This window comes from Paenarthrobacter sp. 10N417, from assembly GCF_056394745.1.
Map to the genome: position 1 here is coordinate 61,674 of NZ_JBFTIL010000027.1, position 19,777 is coordinate 81,450.

Here is a 19,777-nt window from a genome sequence, read left to right on the forward strand (position 1 = left end):
GGGTTATGTGGCTGGTTGGGTGTTTCCGCTGGGGGAGCGCTCGTGGGCCTGGATCCGGCCACATAATCCTGGGTGTTATTGACAGGCGCGGTCGAGCCATTTGAGGAGATCCTGGTCGCTCGTCCAGTCCGGCAGGGACACTGGCGTCAGCGACTGGTAGGCGTTTTCGATGGCAATGCGTTTTGCCTCCGTGTCGGCGCGGGCGTAGATCTCGGTGGTGGACACGTCGGAGTGTCCGAGCAGGTCCCGTATGTAGATCAGGTTGACTCCGGCTTGAAGCAGGTGCATCGCCCGGGTTCGTCTGATCACGTGCGGAGTTACGTTCAGGCCCGCTGCATATCCGGAGTCGCGGCTGCGCAGGGATTGGACGTGTCTGGCGAGGATTTTGGTGATGCCCCAACGGGTCAATCGGGTTTGGTTTGGCCCGTTGAATAGCGGGTCTGAGTCTGCACCGACGCCGGGGTGGGGAGGGCGACGGGCGAGGTAGTCCGTCACGAGCCTGGCTGTGGGGTCCATCAGCGGGACCCGCCTGGTTTTGGAGCCTTTGCCATGCAGCGTCACCACCATGGGGCGGGCCATGCGGATGTCGGATGTGTTCAGGTCGCAGATCTCTTGGACGCGGGCGGCCGTGTCGTAGAGCATGGAAAGGAGGACAGTGTCACGCAGCCCACGCCCGGTGGCCGGGTCCGGTGCGGCCAGAAGGGCTTTCACCTGGTCTGCAGTGAGGTGGCCCATGTCGGGGGCCGAAGTCTTCTTTTGCTTAACGGCGAGGATTTGGGTGGCTTGATTGAGGAACTCTGGCCGCTCGACTGCGGTGTACCGGACGAAAGATTTGATGACGGCGAGACGTTGGTTGCGCGTCGCCGCGGAGTTGTCCCGTTCGGCTTCGAGCCAGTCCAGGAAGGTGAGTACCCGGACCCGGTCGAGGTCCGCGAGGCTCAGCTTTTCGGGTGGGGTTCCCTCCACGTCGCGGAACCAGGTGAGCAGCAGTTTGACCGCGTCTCGGTAGGATGCGATGGTCTGGGCGGACAGGTCCCGCTCCCCAGCCAGGTGGTCGATGAGGAACTTCGAAAGCCATTTGCCGGCCAGATCCCCGCCGCCTTGGTTGACGCGTCTCATCGCTCAGCGCCTTCCGTCGCGGCCGGGTCCGGGATGACGTAACCGAACCTGGCCTGGGTCATGGCGACGACCTCCGGGCGTGCGTCCGCGGTCAACTGGAGGTAATACTGCGTCCCGCGCAAGTCAGCGTGACCCATATAGGCGGACAGGTAAGGCAGCATCACCGCCAGGTCCACGCCGCCGGCCGCCCATCGGCGCAGGTTCTGGACGGCGAAGCCGTGGCGCAGCGAATGGATGTGCGGGCCACCCCGGAAATGGGGGATGTCGGCGTCGGAGAGGTAGCGGCGGAACCTGTTGTAAACCGTGGACTTATCAACCGGTTTGGAGGGGTCGCCGGTGTGAAACAGCTTGTGGGCGGGTTCGAAGTGGGGTTCGGCGGCCGCGATATAGCTTTCCAGGGTGGCGGCGAGGCGTCCGGTGACGGGCACGAGACGGTTCTCGTGGTTCTTCCCGTCGCGCACCTCGATGGTGGCGCGGACCGGGTCGAAGTCGCACAGTTCCAGACTGAGCGCTTCTGACAGGCGCATCCCGGTTGCGTAGAACACCCGGAACAGCACCGGGTCGACCAGCGCCCTGTTCGAGATCTCCGAGAGCGCCTGGGCGTCGATAGCGTGGAAGAGGCGGCGGATCTCGTCGTCACTGAACACATACGGCGGCGGCCGGTGGGCCGTCTTCACGTGTGTCAGGGTCGGTGGTGCCCACGCTTGCCAGCCGAACTGGCGGGCGTGTTCGGCCAACTCGCGCAAGACGATCTCCTCGCGGCGGATGGTGGACGCCTTGAGATGGCGGCCGTAGAGGAATCCATCGACAGCTTCTTGGATGATCGAGCCATCCGCGTATCCTTCCCGGCGGGAGTGATCGGCGAACTGGCGCAACACCCGCTCTTGGCCGTTATACCGGAACCCGCCGGCGCGGCGCGCGGCGACCAGGGTGTCAACCAGGGCGGGCAGCGTCGGCGCGTTCACGGCTGCGCCCCTTCCCCCGCGTCCAGGACATCTTCAACGTCGAGGGCACAACCACGCAGGTGCTCGGTGTCGAGTCTGAAGTAGTGCGCGGCCGTCGTCTTGGCCGACGCATGGCCCAGAACCGCCGTTACAACAGGCGGGGGCGTATCGGATTGGAGCATCGCCACCGCCAAGGCGCCGCGCAGCGAGTGAAGGCCGTGCGACCGCCCCGCCGGGAACACCATCCCGGCCCGCCGCGCGTAGTAGCACAGCCGGCTACCCGCGGAGGTGGACGAACCGAAAGCTGTGAAGGGGTAGCGGTGTTTCACGAACACCTGCCGGCAGTCTGCTTCGGGCCGTCCATGGCGGATGTAATCGATCACAGCCCACCCGACGTCACCCGGCAGCGGCAGTGTCAACGGCAGACCGGTCTTGTGCTGCGAAAACGCCACGGTCTTTGCCCGCCAGTCGAACCATCCGAGTTCCAAGCGACGCAGGTCGCCGACCCTCAAACCGAGCCGGGCGGTCAGTATGACCATCGCGTAGTCACGTTTCCCGATGGCCGATTGCCGATCGATCTGGTCCAAGATCAGGCGGACCTCCTCAGCCGTCCACGGGTACGGGGCCGACTCACCCCGCCGAGGATAGCGCTGGGGCGGCAGCCGACCGGCCAGATCTTCCCGGACCTGCCCTACCTGGTGCAAGTGGCGCAGGAAATCGGCCAATGCCGAACGCAGCGAGCCAGTGGTTTTCGGGGCGTACCTCCGGCGCTGACGCCGGACCCAAAACCCGGCCAAATCTTGGGCCTGCGCCTGGTAGAGGGTTTCCCGCCCGACCTCCTCGAGGTAGGCGAGAAACTGGTCCGCGGCGCGTTGCTTCGTCACGACGCTGGCTTCGGCATTGCCCCGCTGCCGGCACGCCGCGAGGTATTCGTCCCTGACCGCGCGGAAACGTGCTGGGCAGTTCTCGATCAGCGGCGTCGTGGCCTGGCCCACCTGAGGGAGGCCCCCGTCCAGGGCCTCCATCAGGAGGATCAGGGGCCGGCGTGCGAGTTGAGCATGCCTGGAGCGAGTTGGCTCGCGCAGGGCGCCAAGTCTGGACCCGGACCGCTCGGCAACAAAATCGAGGCAGTCCGCCTCAGTGGGGAGCCCCTGGCCGCGGGCCTCGAGAAACCCGGCGAACGCGTTGAACTCCGCCGCGTGGCGTTTGATCGTTGTGCGCGACCTGTCCGCCGCCATCAACGCGGCGATCACCCGCCCTGACGCTTCGCGAATGTCTGATGTTTCCATAAGAATCGGCCTCTCTGCTAGCGGTGAACAGACAGGGCAATTCTTCGCCGCGCTCAAGGGATAGCGATGGCCTCCCGGCATGGAAAACAGGCGCGGAACCCCCACCAGGGTTGAAGACGCGGACCTGAACCAGGACGTTGACCCGGACACCCAGGATTATGTGGACGGAACCAGCCCCACGAACGCCCCCACCAGCGGAAACACCCAACCAGCCACATAACCCAGCCGTCCACGTAATGCCGGAGCACGTGTGCTGTGATCGTTTTGGCGTGCAGCGATGGGCAGGCAGCGGCTGCTTTGCTGGCGTAGTGCGCTATTCGGTGCTCGATCGCGTCGTGGCTGAGCTTCGCTCCCCGGCGGGTGGGGAACAAGGCCTCGTTGGGCTCGCCGTGCTGTTCTTTGATCCAGTCGCGGAGGACGGTGATGGTGCCGCTGGTCAGCGGGGTGATCCGGTCTTTGCGCCCTTTGCCGTGGCAGGCGACGTGCGCTCCGGGGCCCAGATGCACGTCAGCGCGGGTGAGCCCAGTGATTTCGGAGATCCGTAGCCCGGTCTGGGCGGCGAGCAGCAACAGAGCGTGGTCGCGTCTGCCGGTCCAGGTGGTTGGGTCGCAGGCGGCGAGAAGAGCGTTGATCTCGGCCTCGTTCAGGTATGTGATCAGGGCCGGGTCGAAGCGTTTTGGCGGGATCGCCAGTACGCGGGCGATGCTGGCGGCGTGCTCGGGGTGGGCCAGGGCGGCGAACCGGAACAAGGAGTGGATCGCGGCCAGACGGGCGTTGCGGGTGCGGATGCTGTTGCCCCGCTCGTGCTCGATGTGATCGAGAAAGCCAGCGATCAAGGGTGCGTCGAGGTCGGATAGATCCAGTGCCGACGGTGCGAGCCTCGTCTGTGCCGAGGCGTATCCGAGCAGCAGACGCAGGGTGTCGCGGTAGGCGGCAACTGTGTGTGCGCTGGCGTGCCGCTGCCGGATAAGGCGGTCGGTGAAGAACGCTTCCAGAGTCGGGGCGAGTGCGCTCATGGCCGGCCTGCTGACTGGTCTGTGAGGTATGCGTCGAGGCGTTGCCCGGCGAGGGCCATAAGCTCCGGCGATGCGGATAGATACCAGTAGGTGCTGGCCGGATGGACGTGACCCATCCAGGTGGACAGCAGCGTCAGTTGGGCCTGCCCGTCCTGGCCTGCTGCATAGGCGTCGAGCATCGACCGGACGGCGAAGGAGTGCCGAAGGTCGTGGATGCGGGGCCGGCACGACCCGGATCGCCGTCGGAGACCGGCAAGACGGGCCAGCTGCTTGAATGTGTGGTGGACATTGCAGTAGATCAGCCGGGTTCCGGCAGTGGACACGAGCAGAGCAGGTGTCCCGGTCGACGGGGCAACCCGGTCACGCAGCCGTTGGTAGCCGCGCAGCTCCTCCATTGTTGTTGGGTGCAGTTCCAGAGCTCTGGTCTTACCGAACTTCCCAAACCGCACCAGCAGCCGCCGTGCTGTGAGGTCCAGGTCATCTCGGTTCAGTGCGATCGCCTCGCCGACGCGTATGCGTGTCACGGCAAGCAAACCGATCAGTGTCGAGAACGTGGCCCGCCGCAAAGGGGTGCGCAGCGTGGCCGTCGCGGCGATCAGCCCGGCGATCTCAGCGTCGGAATACAAGTACGGGCTGGCGCGGTGCGGGCGCTGCGGCAGCAAGTCCGCGGCCGGGACCTGATGCACCGGATCGACGGTCCGCAGGTAGGTGGCGAAGCCGCGAACCACGGACAACCGATGGGCATGCCAGTTCGAGTCTGCGTTGGCAGGCAGCCGCGACCAGTCCAGCGCCGTCTCGGTCGTGACGACGTCCACGCCAGCCCGCTCTAGATGCTCAAGGAACTGGCCCAGCAGTTTCTCCGTTCGGGCCAACCGGTAACCCAGCGCACGGCGCAGCGCCAGGTAGTCAGCCAATTCCTCACTCAGAAGCCGGCTCATGACACAACACCGGCCGGGTCGACGGGCCAGGGACGGGCCAGCACGGCCAGCGCTGCGTGGTCGACCTTGGCGTAGATCGCCGTGGACATCGCTGACCGATGCCGAAGGACTTGCCCGACTTCGGCCAACGGGGCCCCGCCGTGCAGCATCGCGGTGGCCGCGGTATGGCGCAGCCGATGGGCGTGCATCCTGGGAAGCCCGGCGCGTTGTGCGCCGTCGAACACGATCATCGTCACCCCGCTGGTCGTCAACGGCCGGTGCGGGGCGTGAACGCGCACGAACACGCTGCGTCCCTCGGCATCGGCCGGCCTGCCCCGGCCGAGGTATGCCGCGATCGCAGCTCCGATCTCATCGGGCAGCGGCAATCTTTCGGACCGGTTGCCTTTCCCGACTATAACGAGTTCGCCGTGGCGCCAATCGATGTCGTCCAATCCGAGAGCGGCGACCTCGCCAGCGCGCAGGCCCATCCGCGCCAACAGCAGCATCACCGCGAAATCGCGCCGACCGGTCGCGGTGCGCCGATCGCAGCCAGCCAGCAAGCGCCGCAGTTCGGCAGGCTCGAGCCCTTTCGGTAAGCCTGACAGCCGCCAACCCGCCACCGACGGCGCCGCGGCGGCCAGCGACACCGGGATCTGGCCGGTGACATGCAACCAGCCCAGCAGCGACCGCAACGAGCACACGATCAACTTCGCTGACCCGACGGCCCGCCCGGGACAAGCAGACCGCACGAACCCGGTGACATCAGCTGCGGTCAGGGTGGAAAATTCGACCGCACCACCGCGCAAGCGATTGGCGACAAACGGCCTAACGCAGTCGGCATAGCCGCGCGCGGTGCCCTCGGTAAGGCCCCTCTCACGGAGCAGCCAGCCCCGAAAATCGGCCAACAACTCATCCACCGGTCCCAGCGGAATCTCCCGCGGAACAGGCAGCACGCCAAGCGGAAGCAAGTAATCCAGCAGCGGCCGCAATGCCTTCATTGACCGATATTCCCGATAACCAGCGGCACGCCGCTCGGCCAGGTAACGCTGAAGTAGCGGCCCGTTCAGATCGCCAAGAGCGATGTCCGCCGCCTCGATCCAACGGTCCAGATGCGCGATCAAACAGACATGCTGCTCGGCCGAGGACCGCGTATACCCTTGTCGGAGCAATTCCTCGGCGAACCCCGCAACGTGCGGCTCCAACGGCCCCCGCACGAATGACCGCAACACTTTGACCATGACGCTCTCCTCTCCACGATGGAAAGGCAAGCATGGATCAGCTCACTGGATTATGCCGACCTCGCCAGCACGAAACCCCTGCCCCGCAAAGGACCCCGCAGCCACATCGGCATAATCCGCAGGTCGGCATAATGTCCACTTCATGCGCAACGTGCTCTCGACCGTGGCCAAGGGATCCCAAGACATGGTCGCCTCGATCATCCGCACCGTCTTCACCCAGCCCGACGCCGGGCACGTCAACACCCAGTTCGAGGAGGTCACCCGGATGCTCCAGAAGTCCCACCCGAAGCTAGCGGCGATGCTCGATGACGCACGGGCTGACGTACTCGCATTCGCCGGGTTTCCCGCCAAACACTGGCGCCAGATCTGGTCCACGAATCCCATGGAGCGAGTGAATAAAGAGATCAAAAGGCGAACCGATGTCGTCGGGGTCTTCCCCAACCCGGCAGCCCTCCTCCGGCTCGCCGGCGCGGTCCTCGTCGAGCAACACGACGAATGGGAAGCCGGCGACCGCCGCTACCTCTCCGAAGCCTCCATGACCGAACTCGCAGCCATGGATGCGGCCATCACCGAACCAATCGAGGAGGCGATTTTGCTCCCCGAACTCACTGCAGCATAATCAGATAACTGACCTGCACGGTGTCGAGAAACTCCACCACTCCGCGGGACGTAACCGCCGATTGCCGCTCGTACATAGTCGCGTCGCCTACCGGGCGAGTGTCCCCTCCACGCTTTCGAACCCATTCACAAGTGGCCGTGACGGCACGCGCCTATCCATCCCTCCGCTGCCTGTTCCTACCCGAACCACGGCGGCGGGCATTCCGGCACCAGCCCGACGGCGAGCCACGCGACTCAAATGATGTGGTTTTGGAAGCCCCGCCCCACCTCCGAGCGGAAACGGGAACCGGCAATGCACGACCTCGTTGAAGCGAGGTTCGAGTCCTGTCGGGACCCGGCCCATCACGCTTCATTTCATCTAGGGCACGAGGATGGCACGGCCGACGACGCGTCCACGATGGAGATCGTCCAACGCATCGAGCGCTGCATCGAGTGGATACTCTGAGGTGTGGAGTGTCACCTGGCCGTTGGCCGTAAGCGTCATCAACTCGACCAGATCGGTGTAAGTGCCGACCAGATTCCCGATGACACTGATCTCCTTCGAGATGACCTCGATCGTCGGTAGATCGATTGCGCCGCCATAGCCGATCACGTAGTGCGATCCCCGATTACGTAGCAGCTGCGGGGAAATTTTCTCAGCCCCGGATTCCCCGACGTAGTCGAAGACGACGTGCGCCCCGCCCCCAGTGATCTCCCGCACCCCGTTCTTCACCTCATTGTCTGTCGTAGCCAGGATAGTGTGGTGCGCTCCAAGCGACTTCGCCAGCGCAAGAGCCGACTCACTGCGGTCAACGACGGTGATCTCGGCGCTGGTGATCGCAGCAAGAGCCTGCACCCCGATGTGGCCGAGCCCGCCGGCACCGAAGACGACCGCGTGAGTGCCGGGGAAGAGTCCGGGTGCGGCCTTCCTGACCGCGTGGTAAGCGGTTAGGCCGGCATCCGCCAAGGCCGCCACTTTGCTCGGAGCGAGCGAAGAGTCCAATTTGACCACGGCCCGCGCGTTTGTGCGGATCAACTCGGCCATCCCGCCGTCAGCGTTAATGCCGGGGAAGCTCGCACGTTCACAATGCGAGTCCTGACCGATGCGGCACGCGGCGCAGAGCCCGCACGTGACGAGTGGATGCAGAATTACCAAGTCGCCCGGTTGGACATTGTCTACGGCGCTGCCGACTTCTCGCACCCATCCAGCGTTCTCATGTCCGAGGGTATATGGAAGGTCGGGATTCTGAATCGACTCCCATTGTCCCTCGATGATGTGCAGATCAGTGCGGCAGACACCGGCAGCCCCAACCTCGACGATCACGTCCCACGGTCCGGAAATCGTTGGCTCGTCGATCTCGTCGATCGAGGGTGCTTGCTGATAACTGTGGAGACGAAGCGCCTTCATGGTCCTACCTCACTGTCCGGTCCGTGATAACTACGCTAACAAACAAATGGTCGATTGACCACTGAAGATTTTCCTGGCCTCACTACCCCTTCGTTGCATACTTCAAATGCCAGAATCTTTCGGAAAAGTCCAACATCGACAGGATTGTAAGTCGGGGCAAGTCTTGGATGGTCTTGCATTGCCAAACACATGATTGGTAGATTTGCGCATCCGGGTGCAATATCCAAACGCCGTGACGCCGCCGTTGCGGGTAGAGAAAACGAAGGTCGCCATGTACTCCAAAGACGGGGAAGATTATTTCGTAGTGGACTCCCATGTCCACATGTGGGATGGCTCAGACGAGAACCAGCTGAACGTTCACGGTGCCGAGTTTATTGAGTGTTTCTACGCCTACCACCGAAACCTCTCCCCGGAGGAATACGTGTGGGATTTTCGCAAGTATCAGAAGTACACCGAGCAGAACTTCATGACAGACGTGTTCGAGAACGGCTATGTCGATCACGCGATCTTCAACCCCGCTGCTCTCCCCGCCTTTTACAAGAACGGGTTCAGCCGCGACCTCGCTCAGGACATGGCTCGTCGGTCGCCGGATCGCCTCACCTACAACCATAATTTCGATCCTCGGTATGGTGAGGCGGGACTCCGTCGCCTGGAGGACGCTGCGCACGAGTTCGGGCTCAAAGGCGTCAAGATCTATACGGCGGAATGGTACGGAGACAGCCGTGGCTTCAAGATGAGCGACCGCGAAACCTACCGATACCTGGAGAAGTGCCAAGAGCTCGGAATCAAGAACATCCACGTCCACAAGGGGCCGACGATAAAGCCGCTTGACCGCGACTCCTTCGACGTCGCTGACATCGACCACTGCGCGACCGACTTTCCGGACCTCAACTTCATCGTCGAGCATGTGGGCCTTCCCCGCCTGGAGGATTTCTGTTGGATCGCGACGCAGGAGACGAATGTCTATGGGGGACTCGCGGTCGCTATGCCGTTCATCCATACCCGTCCGCGCTACTGGGCGCAGATTATCGGCGAGCTGCTCTACTGGATCGGCGAGGACAAGATCCTTTTCGGCTCCGACTACGCCCTCTGGCAACCGAAGTGGCTTGTGGAGAAGTTCGTCGACTTCCAGATTCCCGAGGACATGCAGGGTGAATACGGCGAGATCACGGTTGCGCAGAAAAAGAAGATCCTAGGCCTCAACGCCGCCGCACTCTATCCGCACATCGAGGTGCCTGCCCAACTTCGCCTGGATCCCTCTGCAGCCGAGGCCGAACCCGTGGGCACGTTGGACAAGTGAACGCGACAACCACGCACTTGCGCGCCTTCGAAGACCGAGCTTGGCGTGCACTCTCCACGGTCATCGACCCGGAACTGGATGAGTCACTCACTGCCCTCGGATTCGTCGGAACGGTTGAGGCAGATGACGGGCTCCTCACAGTAACTCTTAGACTACCGACGGCATTCTGCTCCCCGAACTTCGCGTTCATGATGGCTGCCGATGCCGCCGACGCTTTGAGGACGGAGTTTCCCGGTGTGCGCACGCGGGTCGTGCTCGAGGGCAATGCTGACTCCGATCGCATCAACTCTGCGGTCGCAGCCGGAGTCGGATTCACTGATGCCTACCCTGACGAAGCATCGGGCGATCTAGAGGAACTCCGTGCCATCTTTCGCGCCAAGGCGCACCTCGCGTCCCTCGACCGGGTCATCGCAAAGCTGGTGTCCACCTACGCAGTAGTGCCTGACTCGCTGCCGACGTTGAGGCTCGTGGACGTGCCGCCAATGCCTGAGCTGGAAGCGCTGTTGAGGCGCCGCAGCGATCTGGGGCTCAGAATCGCCGACAACGCGCTCCTCCTTGTCAACGCCGATGGTTCGCGGTGGGACACCACGGATCTCGAGGTCCAGATACGGTTCGCAAGAGCGACACGCATCTCTATTGAGGGAAACGCCCATTTCTGCCGCGGTCTGCTACGCACGCGCTACGATGAGCCCGTCGAGACGGCTCGGAGCGCCGGAGACTGATGCATACTCGCGTCACCGGTTCCGATCAGCAAGTTCTTTCCAAGCACCACCGCGGCAAGGCTGCGTAAATGGCTCGAAGGCCACAGAGCCGCGCCCACCCTGCCCCTAAAAAGCCTCTCGGAGCGGTTGGAGCGCTTTCGGGAGCGCCAGCCGACCGAGGCCCGGACTCTGTGGACTTCCTGCGCGACCTTCTGGATTTGGCTCGCGACCTGGCCGCCGCCGAGAAAGCGGAAGACACTTCCGGCGCCGTCGGGCAGGACCTTTTGTCCGATGCCTAATGTCGGTGCCCTGACTCAGACTTTCGAGGAGTACAAAGAGGGAGGGAGCGTTGATTCAACAAAGTTGGGACTGCCTTCGCCGGTCAACCGAATCCGCATCGTCTTCGCTTTCCCCATCGCGGAGGCGGTCCGCGCCGTCCTCTTAAGAGAAAACTAGCGGAGAGGTTGCTCTCCAGCAGAGAATCGCCCACCCGACCGGCTTGAGAGGCTCGGCACCCGCCGGCATGACGGCGATTACTCCTTCGGGCGTTCCTGCGATTGAAACTGCCGCCACTTCAGAGGAATGAAGTAGTCATCGTCATGACGACTAAGTAGCGTGCCTAGGCCGACCACAATCGAGGCGACCATGGCGATCGCAATTGCCAGATGCAGTAAGGTGAGCGGGAAAACAAAAAGGGAGCCGAGGAAGGCACCGATCAGGATCGGAGATGACCCCAGTTTCAACGCACGCTGTACCTGGCTACGCCTCTTCGAGGACAGTTCCTTTTCCGCGAACTCGCTGATGAATTGAGTGCCGTCGGTGAAGCGCGCTACAACGGCTGACTCCCGAAAGTCGAGCAACCGCACCAACTGCTCGTCGCTAAACGCTCCAGCCGCGATGACTCCGTTGATACGGTCGCTTACCGACCGAGGAAGATTGTCTTGCCCGTATGCGTTCACGACGTTGCGCACAAGTGCATCACGCCACCACTTTGACGGTCCTCCATCGTCATTCATATAACGCTCACCCTCTTTGTAGACCCCATCGCTCAGTTGTGTCAGCCGGACAAAACTGAGTTGTGCGACCGGGAAAAGTGGAGCGATCCGAATGGGCAGGCCTGACATGTTCACGAGCTGCAATGGCTGATGGCCTCGCCATCCGGGATTCATGAAGTCGTTACCGCAGTGTGCCTGCATGCAACGTCTGCAGGTGGTTCAGCGGTGGGGCATCGATGCAGAATTCCGGATCCCTGGCAAACACGGGGGCCCCTGCGGCGGACTGCAGCGCAGGTGCCAGGTCCGAGTGGTCATCGTGGCCGTGGGTCAATACGATCGCGGAAACCCGCAGGCTGTGGAACTCCAAGCACTGAAGAATCGCCATCAAGTGGGCTTGGTCTCCGGGGCCCGGATCCACGACTATCGCTTCTCCATGGGCCCGATCTGCGACGACCCAGGTATTCGTTCCATCCAGTGTGTAAGCATCACCGTTGCCGGCAGTTAGACCGAGGACATTCCGGGTCGCGCGGGTCCAGGAAGGTGCTGTGGCCCGAGGGCTCACTGAAGAACCTGATCAACAATGCCGGTGTCGTAGTCGCCGCTCGTGAAGTCCAGGTGTTCAAGAAGTGCGTCGAAGAACGGGATATTCGTTTTCACCCCTGTAATGCGGGAAAGTTTAATTGCGCTCTTCGCCTGTTCCACAGCTTCTGCCCTGTGGCTTCCCCAGACGCAGAGTTTCGCCAGCATCGGGTCATAGAATGATGACACCGTGTCGCCGGAGGTGTAACCAGCATCGACGCGGACGTGGTCCTCTGCTGGAAATGACCATTCTGCGATCTGACCCGGGGATGGTATGAACCGCACCGGGTCCTCAGCATAAATGCGCATCTCAATGGCGTGGCCGTTCGATGGAGGTTTCCCGGGTCAAACCCCGCTTCCTCGCCTGCAGCGATGCGGAACTGAGCCTCAACGAGGTCTACTCCGTGGACCAGCTCCGTGATGGGATGTTCGACATGGAAGCGGGTGTTCATCTCCAAGAAGACGAATTCGCCGGTGCGTGGCGCCACGAGGAATTCCACGATACCCGCACCGCGGTATTGGGTTACTTCCCCGACGCGGATGGCTGCCGCAAGGAGTTCTTCCCGAAGCTCGGCGGACACGCCAGGCCAACCGTTGCGGAAAGCCTGGGTGAGTTTTGAGAGTTTGCTGGTCATAACCTGCCCGAGGCAAACTCACAAAACCAGCCCTGTACTCGGCCGACCGGGGGAAGCCGACGCTACGCCGGTGATCCACGAAGACGAGAGTAACCCCTACGCGGCCGCTCTCTAATGGTCGCCCGGTGGGCCCAACCTGCCGGGACCGCTGTCCTGGTGCTGGCGTCGTCCACGAGCAATGAGGAGAACTTTTTTACCATGGGCGGCGAAGGAGCGACAGTCTTCGCCGCGAAGTCATTACCACGCTACTAATGACAATGCCCAGCCCCACGCCTCGAGCTGGTCGTTGGCGAGAACATCCCGGCAGGCACCCCTGCGCCCTGCGAAGCTGTGGCCACGGTGCCGCCCCACCCGTTGGGGATCTGATTCTGATTGAACGTGGAGCCTTGGTTGTATGGGGAGCCGTTGATGCTGGTACAAGCCGCCTGCGCCGGAGCGGCGCCGCCGCCCACAGAGAGGACGGCGGCCATCACCCGACACAGCTTGATGGTCATTCAGGGAGGGCACGAGCAGCCCGCGAGCAACGCAGGACCGTTCCAAGTTCGAATGACGCTGTAAGCAGGCACGCGGTGCAGTGTCGGGTGGAGTACACCCCACCCTGACGTCAGGATGAAGCACCGAGAGCGTCAGAATAGAACTCCCATGAATCTTTTCTGACATCATGCTTTTGAAGTCTCAAAGCCCAACCTGACACTAAGGGGGAAGACCTCTTCAAGACGACATATGGGCGCTTGTCGGGTTCGGTTTCTGGTCGAGGATTGTCTGGCTCACGAACGCCTACCTCGGCAGGACGCCGTTGTAACGCGTCACCTGCGGTTCCGTTATTGCCTCGACGGGCCGCGGAACCGCGCCGGGGTCATCTTTGATGGAGTAAACGAGCCGGGCTTTGTCCGTGATGTTGTCGATATCTTCCGTGGTGATGTTGATGGCTGCCGAACGGTTTCTGAGCTTTTGGATGAGTTCCTTCTGCGGCCAGAACAGCTCTCCCATGAATGAATCGAAGGTCCTACCGCTGGCCCGCACGTACGCGCTGATCTTTTGGTGGTCTCTGGTGCGCATGCCGAAGGAGAGTTCGACGTCGACGTCTCCGAGCGGGTCGACGGTCGCGTCAAGGTAGCTTCCGAAAATCCGGAGCCGGTCCACGAACAGCGGCATCCCGGGTTCCGCGTTGTACATCCGGGCCCGTTCCAGCAGGCCGGCGACGAGGCGGTCCGCCGTCGATCGGGTGATGGGTTTGCCGAAGCTGGCCATGGCCAGGGCGTTTCCCAGCGTTGTCGCCTCCCACCAGACGTAGCCGGGATCATCGATGTCGGGCTTCCCCAGGTAGCCGGCATTTTCCATGCGCGCGAACACTGCCTCGGTGTCTTCGACGCCGTTCCTGCGGAGCAGCGTGTCGGCTGCTTCCTGCGCGAAGGTGCCGCCACGGTACAGGCGAACCAAGTCCCCGGCCACGGGTGCCGGCAAGCCGGCGACCATGTCGGATTTCGCTATCCTCATGGCCGTAGCCTAATCCTCTCCGGGGGCCACTTCATCGAGCCAGCGCACGACGCTGTTGCCTCCATAGATACGGGGTCGAAGGTGTGCAGGAATTCGGCGAATCCTGCCTCGGTTGAGGACTCTTTGCTGTGGCGCGGTCTTTGTGGTCGGGGTTGCAGACGGAAGCCCCGGTTGACCTTTTGATCCGGTCAATGGTTGGCCGAGGATGCGTTCGTGCCAGTAAGCGGGGGCACGGTTCGGGATCGAGGTTCCGTAGTAGGCTGCCTGCCAAGCGATCCATACGGCGGTGAGCTTTCCAAAACGGGGCCGTGCCGGTACCAGCAGCCGGGGATCCTCGCTTTGCCGTGATCCCATACCCGGCGTTGTACGAGTCGACCCATTCCCCGTCAGGAGCTTCGCGGAGCCGGGCCATCGAGTTTTGTCCAGTTCTGTTGGGCTGGCTTGTTCCGGGGAGGGCTCTTGAAGAGCTCCTTCACAAGGTCGGTTAGGTTGGTTAGGCCGTCAATGTCCGACACGCAGGCCACCGTTGCTTGCAACCAACCGTGCGACAGCGAGCGGTGGGGGGGGGGGGGGGGGGCGTAGTCGCCCGCGCGGTTGAGGGAGCGTGCAGTGGCAGGTGTCCCATGAGTTGTTCTGCACGGACGAGCCGGTCCGCGTCTTCCTCAAGGGACACATTGGCCCATACGTCCTCCGGCTCACGATGGGCGGGTAGCTGCGCCGGCGGCAGGTGCCGGCGGGCGGCGTTGTAATAGCCGGACATGGTTTTGTCCGTGGGTTTCGGTGCTTGCCCCCACGCGTTTTCCGCGTCCTGTTGGCCGGACGCTTCCCGCCACGCGGTGACGGCGCAAAGCAGCGCGGGAAAGTCAGGGGCGTCCGGGTGTTCCTGCCGGAGCTGGCTCACCCAGTCAGGGATGTTTTCACCCTCGGTGGGCGGGACGAGTTGCTGGAGACGTTCGCTGATCTTCTCCCGGAGCTGCGCTTCGACGGCTGCCACCTCCGGCGTGGATGCCGTGAATCGTCCTGTGATGCCTCCACCGACGTGTTCGCCGGGACCCAGGGCAGGAGCGCAGGCGGCGATGAGGTCTTTCACGGTGGCCCTTTCGACCTCAAACTCTGCGGGCAGCCGTGAGTGTGGTTCGGCCCTGACCAAAGCGGGGAACAAGGGATCCTCCATGATGTCCGTGGCACGGTGCGGGACGGTTGCCCGGAGCCAGGCAACAATCTGCTGGGCGCGGTCGGCGGTGGCGGTGTAGTCGTATTCGAAAATGAGACGTGCGAAGTCGTTGGCGTGGCCGTGTTCGGCGTCTCGCACCTCGTGGGCGCTCATTTCCTGGCCTTGGTTGCCCAGGACCCCGTGGAGGATGGCGGTAGCGTCCGTGGGTGTGATTTTGCGGACCATGCCCCATTCGTCAGGGGTATCTTCCTCGGGTTCGGGGATGTCCACGTAGCAGGTGTTCCCGTGGCGGCCGCGGGTCATGGCCACGTAGAAGAGCTCCCGCGACTGGCCGGAGCTCACGACGGTGTGGGCGGTATCGACGGTGACGCCCTGGGAGCGGTGCGCGGTACACGCGTACCCGAGTTCCACCGAGGTTTCCAGATAGCCAGGGTCCAGGACGACGACGGCGCGGGTATCCGTCCGGGCCGCGGTGATCGAACCGTCAGAGTGGATGGCCTGAACCGCTAACCGGGTGCCGTTCTTGATGAAGTGGCCGGCGTCGTCGGTGAGCCGGCGGTTGTTCTGCCGGGCAAGGATGATGTCCCCGGTACCGGCGATGCCGGTCCTCAACGGGATGGTGGTTTCCAGATCCACCCTGCCTGCGGCCGTGAGATCGAGCTGGGCCCGGAGGTTCAGATCATTGACGGTCTCGTTGTCCCCGGCAATGAGAAGGCTGGAGGATGCATCGCCGCCCGTGTCGGCCATCCACGCCTGGTAGGCGCGGTCCACGCCGCTGCCCTCCGGGCATTCGATGATCCGCCCCTGCTCCGCATACGCCTCCAGCACGGCGACGTCCCCGGTACGCAGCCTCAAGGACGCGGTGCGTTCCCATTCGGCAGCGAACCTCCACACTCTGTTCAGGACCGGGGCGTCGGTATGGCGTTCCATCCAGCCCAGGAAGCCGCCGGCTTCCACCGCGTCCAGCTGGGCGGGGTCACCAACGAGCAGGATCTTCGCGCCGGCGCTCTCAGCCTGCCGGGCGAGCTCCGCGGCCGCGGCCGTGCCCACCATGGAAGCTTCGTCCAGGATGACCAACTGCCCGGGCCGCATCCGGTACTTGGCCTGCTCGGCGTACTGTGCAGCGAGCGTGGACTGCGCCAGCCGAAGCTGGGCTTCGATCCGGCGTCTGGCCGGACTGCGCCGCGGAGCCTGCTTCATCGCGGTATCAAGACTGGTGAGCCGCTCCTCGAGCTTGGACACACGGAGCACCCTCCGGGCCGCGCTGTCGCCTACCGACTCGTACAACCATTTGGCGACGTTGTCGGTGGCTGTGTCGATTTCTTCGCCCAGGACGGCGGCCGCGACGGCGGACGGTGCCAGCCCGATCACGGAGCCTTTCCCGTGGGCGGTCTCCCACAGCTGGCGGATGGCCCGCATGGTGGTGGTCTTGCCCGTGCCGGCAGGGCCAATGATCGCATCAATGGCCCTGCCGCTGTTCAATACGGTGGCTGCCGCGACGGACTGGTCCGGGCTGAGGGTCCGGCCTTCGCGGGTACGGGTCCGGTGCAGCGCCGCGGTGGTGTCGCCGATCGGCAGCGCGACGGCCGATGCAGTGGTGCGGGACATCAGGAACGCTTCGTCGTCGATGATCTGGGCGGTGGTGAAGCGCTTCGTCTCCTCATGTTCGAACACGCTGCGCCCACGGACCGACAGGAACGGATCCTCCAGCTCCGGTGCGCTCATGCGCTCGGGGCTCAATGCCACGGCTTGCACGGCGGCCGCTTCAACCACCCGGTCAACGAGGGCTTCGCGGTCGAGCACCCCTCCCATCCGCACGCCACGAAGAATCCGTTCGGTGGAAGCTACCAGGTTGGCCCTGGTAAAGGTGGTCCGGCGGCTGGAGGTGTCATGGAGGGCGTGCCGGCCCAGCACCTTCACGACGTCGACGCCGATGTCGGCGTTGATGATGATCGGCACGTCATGGCCGACGGCGTCCCGGACGATGTCCGCGGGCAGGTGACCGGAATCCAGGGTGCGCTGCCGCCAGCCGATCATTTTCTCCGGCAACGACTCCGTGGACGGCTTCTTCACTGAGCGGGTCGCCAGGGTCGCTTCCTGGCGCAGCTTCAGCAGAACCGCCTGCGGCGGTCGGCTGCCGTGCTGTTCAACCCATCTGGCCACCAGCTCGTCGGTGCGGGACGTGATTTCCAAGGACCTGGACGAGAACTCGGTGATCAGGGCATCCGGGATCCCGGTCAGCTCGGCTCGGGGATTCACCGGGTCACTTCCCGGTTCCCCGAGTTTGGCCAACAGTGCTTCGGCGTCCGTGCCGGCAAGGCCGTCGATGCCGGCGCGAAGCTCGGCCACGGCACTGGTGCGTTCGTAGATCCGGTCAAAGAGGATGCTGTTGTACTTCTCCGACACGGCCACCATGTGCCGGTGCAAGGTGTAGGAATCCAAGGTCACCCATTTGCCGTCGCTGATCCTGCGGACACGGTTCGCGATCACCGCGTGGGTGTGCAGTTGCGGGTCCCCGGCGCGCGAATCCCAGTGGTCGAACATGGAGGCAACAACGCCCTCGACGGCAACCCACGCGACGCCTCCGTGGCCGGCCCTAGCCTGGATGACGTTCCGCTCCAACCAACCCATGCACTCTTCCACCGCCTGCCGGTGTGCCGCGGCAAGATCGGCTTGAAGCTTCGGTTCGGCCAACGCCCACAGCACGGACACTGACTTCGGAACCGAGAACGTCAGGTCAAAACCTGCTACTGCTTCACGCTCGGACCGGGCGGCGTTGCCGATCGGAGTCTGCGCCCCTTCCGGGGCTGTCGTGGACTGGATCGGACGGGCACCAAGCTCCTTGCCCGTCTCTGGATGGACGAACTGCTCGTAGATGCTTTTGGCCGCCCACTTCGTCACCTGCTGGCCATTGATCAGGCCGACGGCGTCCAGACCCTTGCCGAACCAACTGCCAGGCGGCGCCTGCGTTTCGGTGTAGTACGCGGTCAGATCACGGGTCCCGATCTGCGCGGCGTCACCGGCTGCAGCTGAGTCCAAGTAGTAGTCAATGTTGATCCGCCCGATACTGACCGTCACTTGATGCCTGCTTTCTTTGTCTGCGCGTTGCGCCAGGTGATCCATTGGGAAAGGATTTGCTGCTCGACCTCGGTCGAGGGCCGGCCTTTCGTGGATTGATACAGCCGGGAACACAACCTGTCCCAGGCGCGGAGGATCCCCGGCATGGCCGTGGACTGTGCACTGAGTTGATCGAACGCGGACCTTAACTGCTGGTGGGTTTCCATCAACTTCCCGTAAGCGGCGTTGCCCTCGGCAAGCCGGGACCGCAACCTGCCCTCGCCCTCGACGTCCGTGCTGCCGCCCGACGCCGCCGGCGTCGTCGCCAGCTGCTCCCGCGAGACAATAAGCTCCCGCCGCAAGGTGGCAAGCTCATCACGCATCGCAGCCGTCTTGGCCGCCTGCTCCCGGACTACGTCAGCGGCATGCCGTCGCTCCGTGGCCACAGCTGCTTCCAACGCACGCACCTTGGCCCTGTACCGGTCCCGGGACTCCCTGGCCCGGATAGCACCGTGGGCTGCCTGCCGGGCCGTCTCCGCCATTCCGGCAATCCTGACTGCCAACGCCAGCGCATCGGACGCCGCAACAGGATCTTCAACAGGCTGTCCACGCCGGCGGCGCTTCATCGCCACGTCCTTGCAGGAGACGCTGCAGTAGATGCTGCGCTTGTCCCTGCTTTCAGGCATCGGACCATGACATTTCCGGCACCGTCGCACCGGCAAATCGCGTTCATCCATGCCCCACAGTTCGCCCGGCGGACGCAGAGCGTGTGTGAGATCGGTGGACAGATGTCCCACGAGTGCACCTTGGTGCCAGAGGTGTGAGTCCTTTTTCGTACCTCGGGCCTCCTCTGATGGCCTCTCGTCCTCGCTGGTCTCCTACCCTTGGTGGGTAGGGCTGATGACTCTCGGCTCTCGCTACTCTGACGATGGGCTTGCCACTACGTCGTGGCGAGGCGTCATCCGGCTGTTCAGCTGACGCTCCTGGGGGTGCTACCAACAGCACCCAACCGCAGCCACCTACCAACCCAGGCTGTGCCCATTGCCCGCTCAGGGGCGGCGAGCCGAACAACCAAAGGCGACGTGGGCACTGGGTACAGGCGGCCAGACGGGTCCCGGCGTCCACCTGTGTGCGGGAAAAGCCCGAAGGAAATAGCTTTTGCCGTGCACCTGTGGACGCGGGGCAACCGCACCTGACCTGTCCGGGACTGGCCCCCTACATTGGGCCCAATTGCTTCCCGCAGCCTTAGCCGATACCGGGCCGCAACGCGAACCGGTACATCCTCATGGGTGACTTCTTGACTCCCAGGAT

The 19,777-nt window shown here is 63.5% G+C and carries 16 protein-coding genes and 2 pseudogenes; 4 read left to right on the plus strand and 14 right to left on the minus strand.

Annotation, left to right across the window (positions count from 1 at the left end):
• Nucleotides 1-75: 75 nt before the first annotated feature.
• Genes AC1DCM_RS23890 through AC1DCM_RS23915 form a run of 6 tightly spaced genes read right to left on the minus strand, consistent with a single transcriptional unit; the run spans nucleotide 76 to nucleotide 6,523 of the window.
• Nucleotides 76-1,119: a tyrosine-type recombinase/integrase gene (locus AC1DCM_RS23890; protein ID WP_477519958.1), complete on the minus strand. Its 1,044-nt coding sequence runs from the start codon at nucleotides 1,117-1,119 to the stop codon at nucleotides 76-78.
• On the minus strand, nucleotides 1,116-2,084 hold the full coding sequence (locus tag AC1DCM_RS23895; protein WP_477519959.1) for a tyrosine-type recombinase/integrase: 969 nt from the start codon (nucleotides 2,082-2,084) through the stop codon (nucleotides 1,116-1,118). Before AC1DCM_RS23895 ends, AC1DCM_RS23890 begins: the two co-directional genes overlap by 4 nt.
• Nucleotides 2,081-3,352, minus strand: coding sequence for a tyrosine-type recombinase/integrase (locus AC1DCM_RS23900; protein ID WP_477519960.1), 1,272 nt, complete (start codon nucleotides 3,350-3,352; stop codon nucleotides 2,081-2,083). Before AC1DCM_RS23900 ends, AC1DCM_RS23895 begins: the two co-directional genes overlap by 4 nt.
• Nucleotides 3,353-3,405: 53 nt before the next feature.
• Complete coding sequence (locus AC1DCM_RS23905; protein ID WP_477519961.1) at nucleotides 3,406-4,368, minus strand: tyrosine-type recombinase/integrase; 963 nt, start codon at nucleotides 4,366-4,368, stop codon at nucleotides 3,406-3,408.
• On the minus strand, nucleotides 4,365-5,306 hold the full coding sequence (locus AC1DCM_RS23910) for a tyrosine-type recombinase/integrase (protein WP_477519962.1): 942 nt from the start codon (nucleotides 5,304-5,306) through the stop codon (nucleotides 4,365-4,367). Before AC1DCM_RS23910 ends, AC1DCM_RS23905 begins: the two co-directional genes overlap by 4 nt.
• Complete coding sequence (locus AC1DCM_RS23915; protein ID WP_477519963.1) at nucleotides 5,303-6,523, minus strand: tyrosine-type recombinase/integrase; 1,221 nt, start codon at nucleotides 6,521-6,523, stop codon at nucleotides 5,303-5,305. The genes AC1DCM_RS23910 and AC1DCM_RS23915 overlap by 4 nt, the downstream gene beginning before the upstream one ends.
• Before the next feature lie 124 nt (nucleotides 6,524-6,647).
• On the opposite strand from AC1DCM_RS23915, the pseudogene AC1DCM_RS23920 reads away from it, so the two are divergent.
• Nucleotides 6,648-7,142, plus strand: a pseudogene (locus tag AC1DCM_RS23920) (transposase); the annotation flags it as partial.
• A 357-nt stretch (nucleotides 7,143-7,499) separates the two neighbouring features.
• Here the strand turns inward: AC1DCM_RS23920 and AC1DCM_RS23925 are convergent.
• Entirely contained in the window at nucleotides 7,500-8,528 is a 1,029-nt protein-coding gene (locus AC1DCM_RS23925; RefSeq protein ID WP_477519964.1) for an NAD(P)-dependent alcohol dehydrogenase, read from the minus strand.
• A gap of 271 nt (nucleotides 8,529-8,799) precedes the next feature.
• Here AC1DCM_RS23925 and AC1DCM_RS23930 point away from each other — a divergent pair, with 271 nt between their 5' ends.
• The 3 genes from AC1DCM_RS23930 to AC1DCM_RS23940 all read left to right on the plus strand — a co-directional run bounded on the left by AC1DCM_RS23930 (nucleotide 8,800) and on the right by AC1DCM_RS23940 (nucleotide 10,828).
• Nucleotides 8,800-9,828 carry an amidohydrolase family protein gene (locus tag AC1DCM_RS23930; protein WP_477519965.1) on the plus strand — a complete coding sequence of 343 codons (1,029 nt, stop codon included), beginning with the start codon at nucleotides 8,800-8,802 and terminating at the stop codon, nucleotides 9,826-9,828.
• A complete protein-coding gene (locus AC1DCM_RS23935) occupies nucleotides 9,825-10,550 on the plus strand; it encodes an iron-sulfur cluster assembly protein (RefSeq protein WP_477519966.1) in 726 nt (241 codons plus the stop codon). The genes AC1DCM_RS23930 and AC1DCM_RS23935 overlap by 4 nt, the downstream gene beginning before the upstream one ends.
• A gap of 68 nt (nucleotides 10,551-10,618) precedes the next feature.
• Complete coding sequence (locus AC1DCM_RS23940) at nucleotides 10,619-10,828, plus strand: hypothetical protein (RefSeq protein ID WP_477519967.1); 210 nt, start codon at nucleotides 10,619-10,621, stop codon at nucleotides 10,826-10,828.
• Nucleotides 10,829-11,062: 234 nt separating this feature from the next.
• Here AC1DCM_RS23940 and AC1DCM_RS23945 read toward each other — a convergent pair whose 3' ends face one another.
• The 7 genes and pseudogenes from AC1DCM_RS23945 to AC1DCM_RS23975 all read right to left on the minus strand — a co-directional run bounded on the left by AC1DCM_RS23945 (nucleotide 11,063) and on the right by AC1DCM_RS23975 (nucleotide 19,152).
• Nucleotides 11,063-11,668, minus strand: coding sequence for a hypothetical protein (locus AC1DCM_RS23945; RefSeq protein ID WP_477519968.1), 606 nt, complete (start codon nucleotides 11,666-11,668; stop codon nucleotides 11,063-11,065).
• Nucleotides 11,669-11,705: 37 nt separating this feature from the next.
• The gene (locus tag AC1DCM_RS23950) at nucleotides 11,706-12,086 is read right to left on the minus strand and encodes an MBL fold metallo-hydrolase (protein ID WP_477519969.1); all 381 of its coding nucleotides are present in this window, start codon (nucleotides 12,084-12,086) and stop codon (nucleotides 11,706-11,708) included.
• Nucleotides 12,083-12,412 carry a hypothetical protein gene (locus AC1DCM_RS23955; RefSeq protein ID WP_477519970.1) on the minus strand — a complete coding sequence of 110 codons (330 nt, stop codon included), beginning with the start codon at nucleotides 12,410-12,412 and terminating at the stop codon, nucleotides 12,083-12,085. The genes AC1DCM_RS23950 and AC1DCM_RS23955 overlap by 4 nt, the downstream gene beginning before the upstream one ends.
• 107 nt (nucleotides 12,413-12,519) lie before the next feature.
• Nucleotides 12,520-12,738, minus strand: a pseudogene (locus AC1DCM_RS23960) (ATP-binding protein); the annotation flags it as partial.
• 777 nt (nucleotides 12,739-13,515) lie between these two features.
• Entirely contained in the window at nucleotides 13,516-14,235 is a 720-nt protein-coding gene (locus tag AC1DCM_RS23965; RefSeq protein ID WP_477519971.1) for a hypothetical protein, read from the minus strand.
• A gap of 493 nt (nucleotides 14,236-14,728) precedes the next feature.
• Nucleotides 14,729-18,487 carry a MobF family relaxase gene (mobF, locus tag AC1DCM_RS23970; RefSeq protein ID WP_477519972.1) on the minus strand — a complete coding sequence of 1,253 codons (3,759 nt, stop codon included), beginning with the start codon at nucleotides 18,485-18,487 and terminating at the stop codon, nucleotides 14,729-14,731.
• The gene (locus AC1DCM_RS23975; protein ID WP_477519973.1) at nucleotides 18,484-19,152 is read right to left on the minus strand and encodes a hypothetical protein; all 669 of its coding nucleotides are present in this window, start codon (nucleotides 19,150-19,152) and stop codon (nucleotides 18,484-18,486) included. Before AC1DCM_RS23975 ends, mobF begins: the two co-directional genes overlap by 4 nt.
• Between the last annotated feature and the right edge of the window lie 625 nt (nucleotides 19,153-19,777).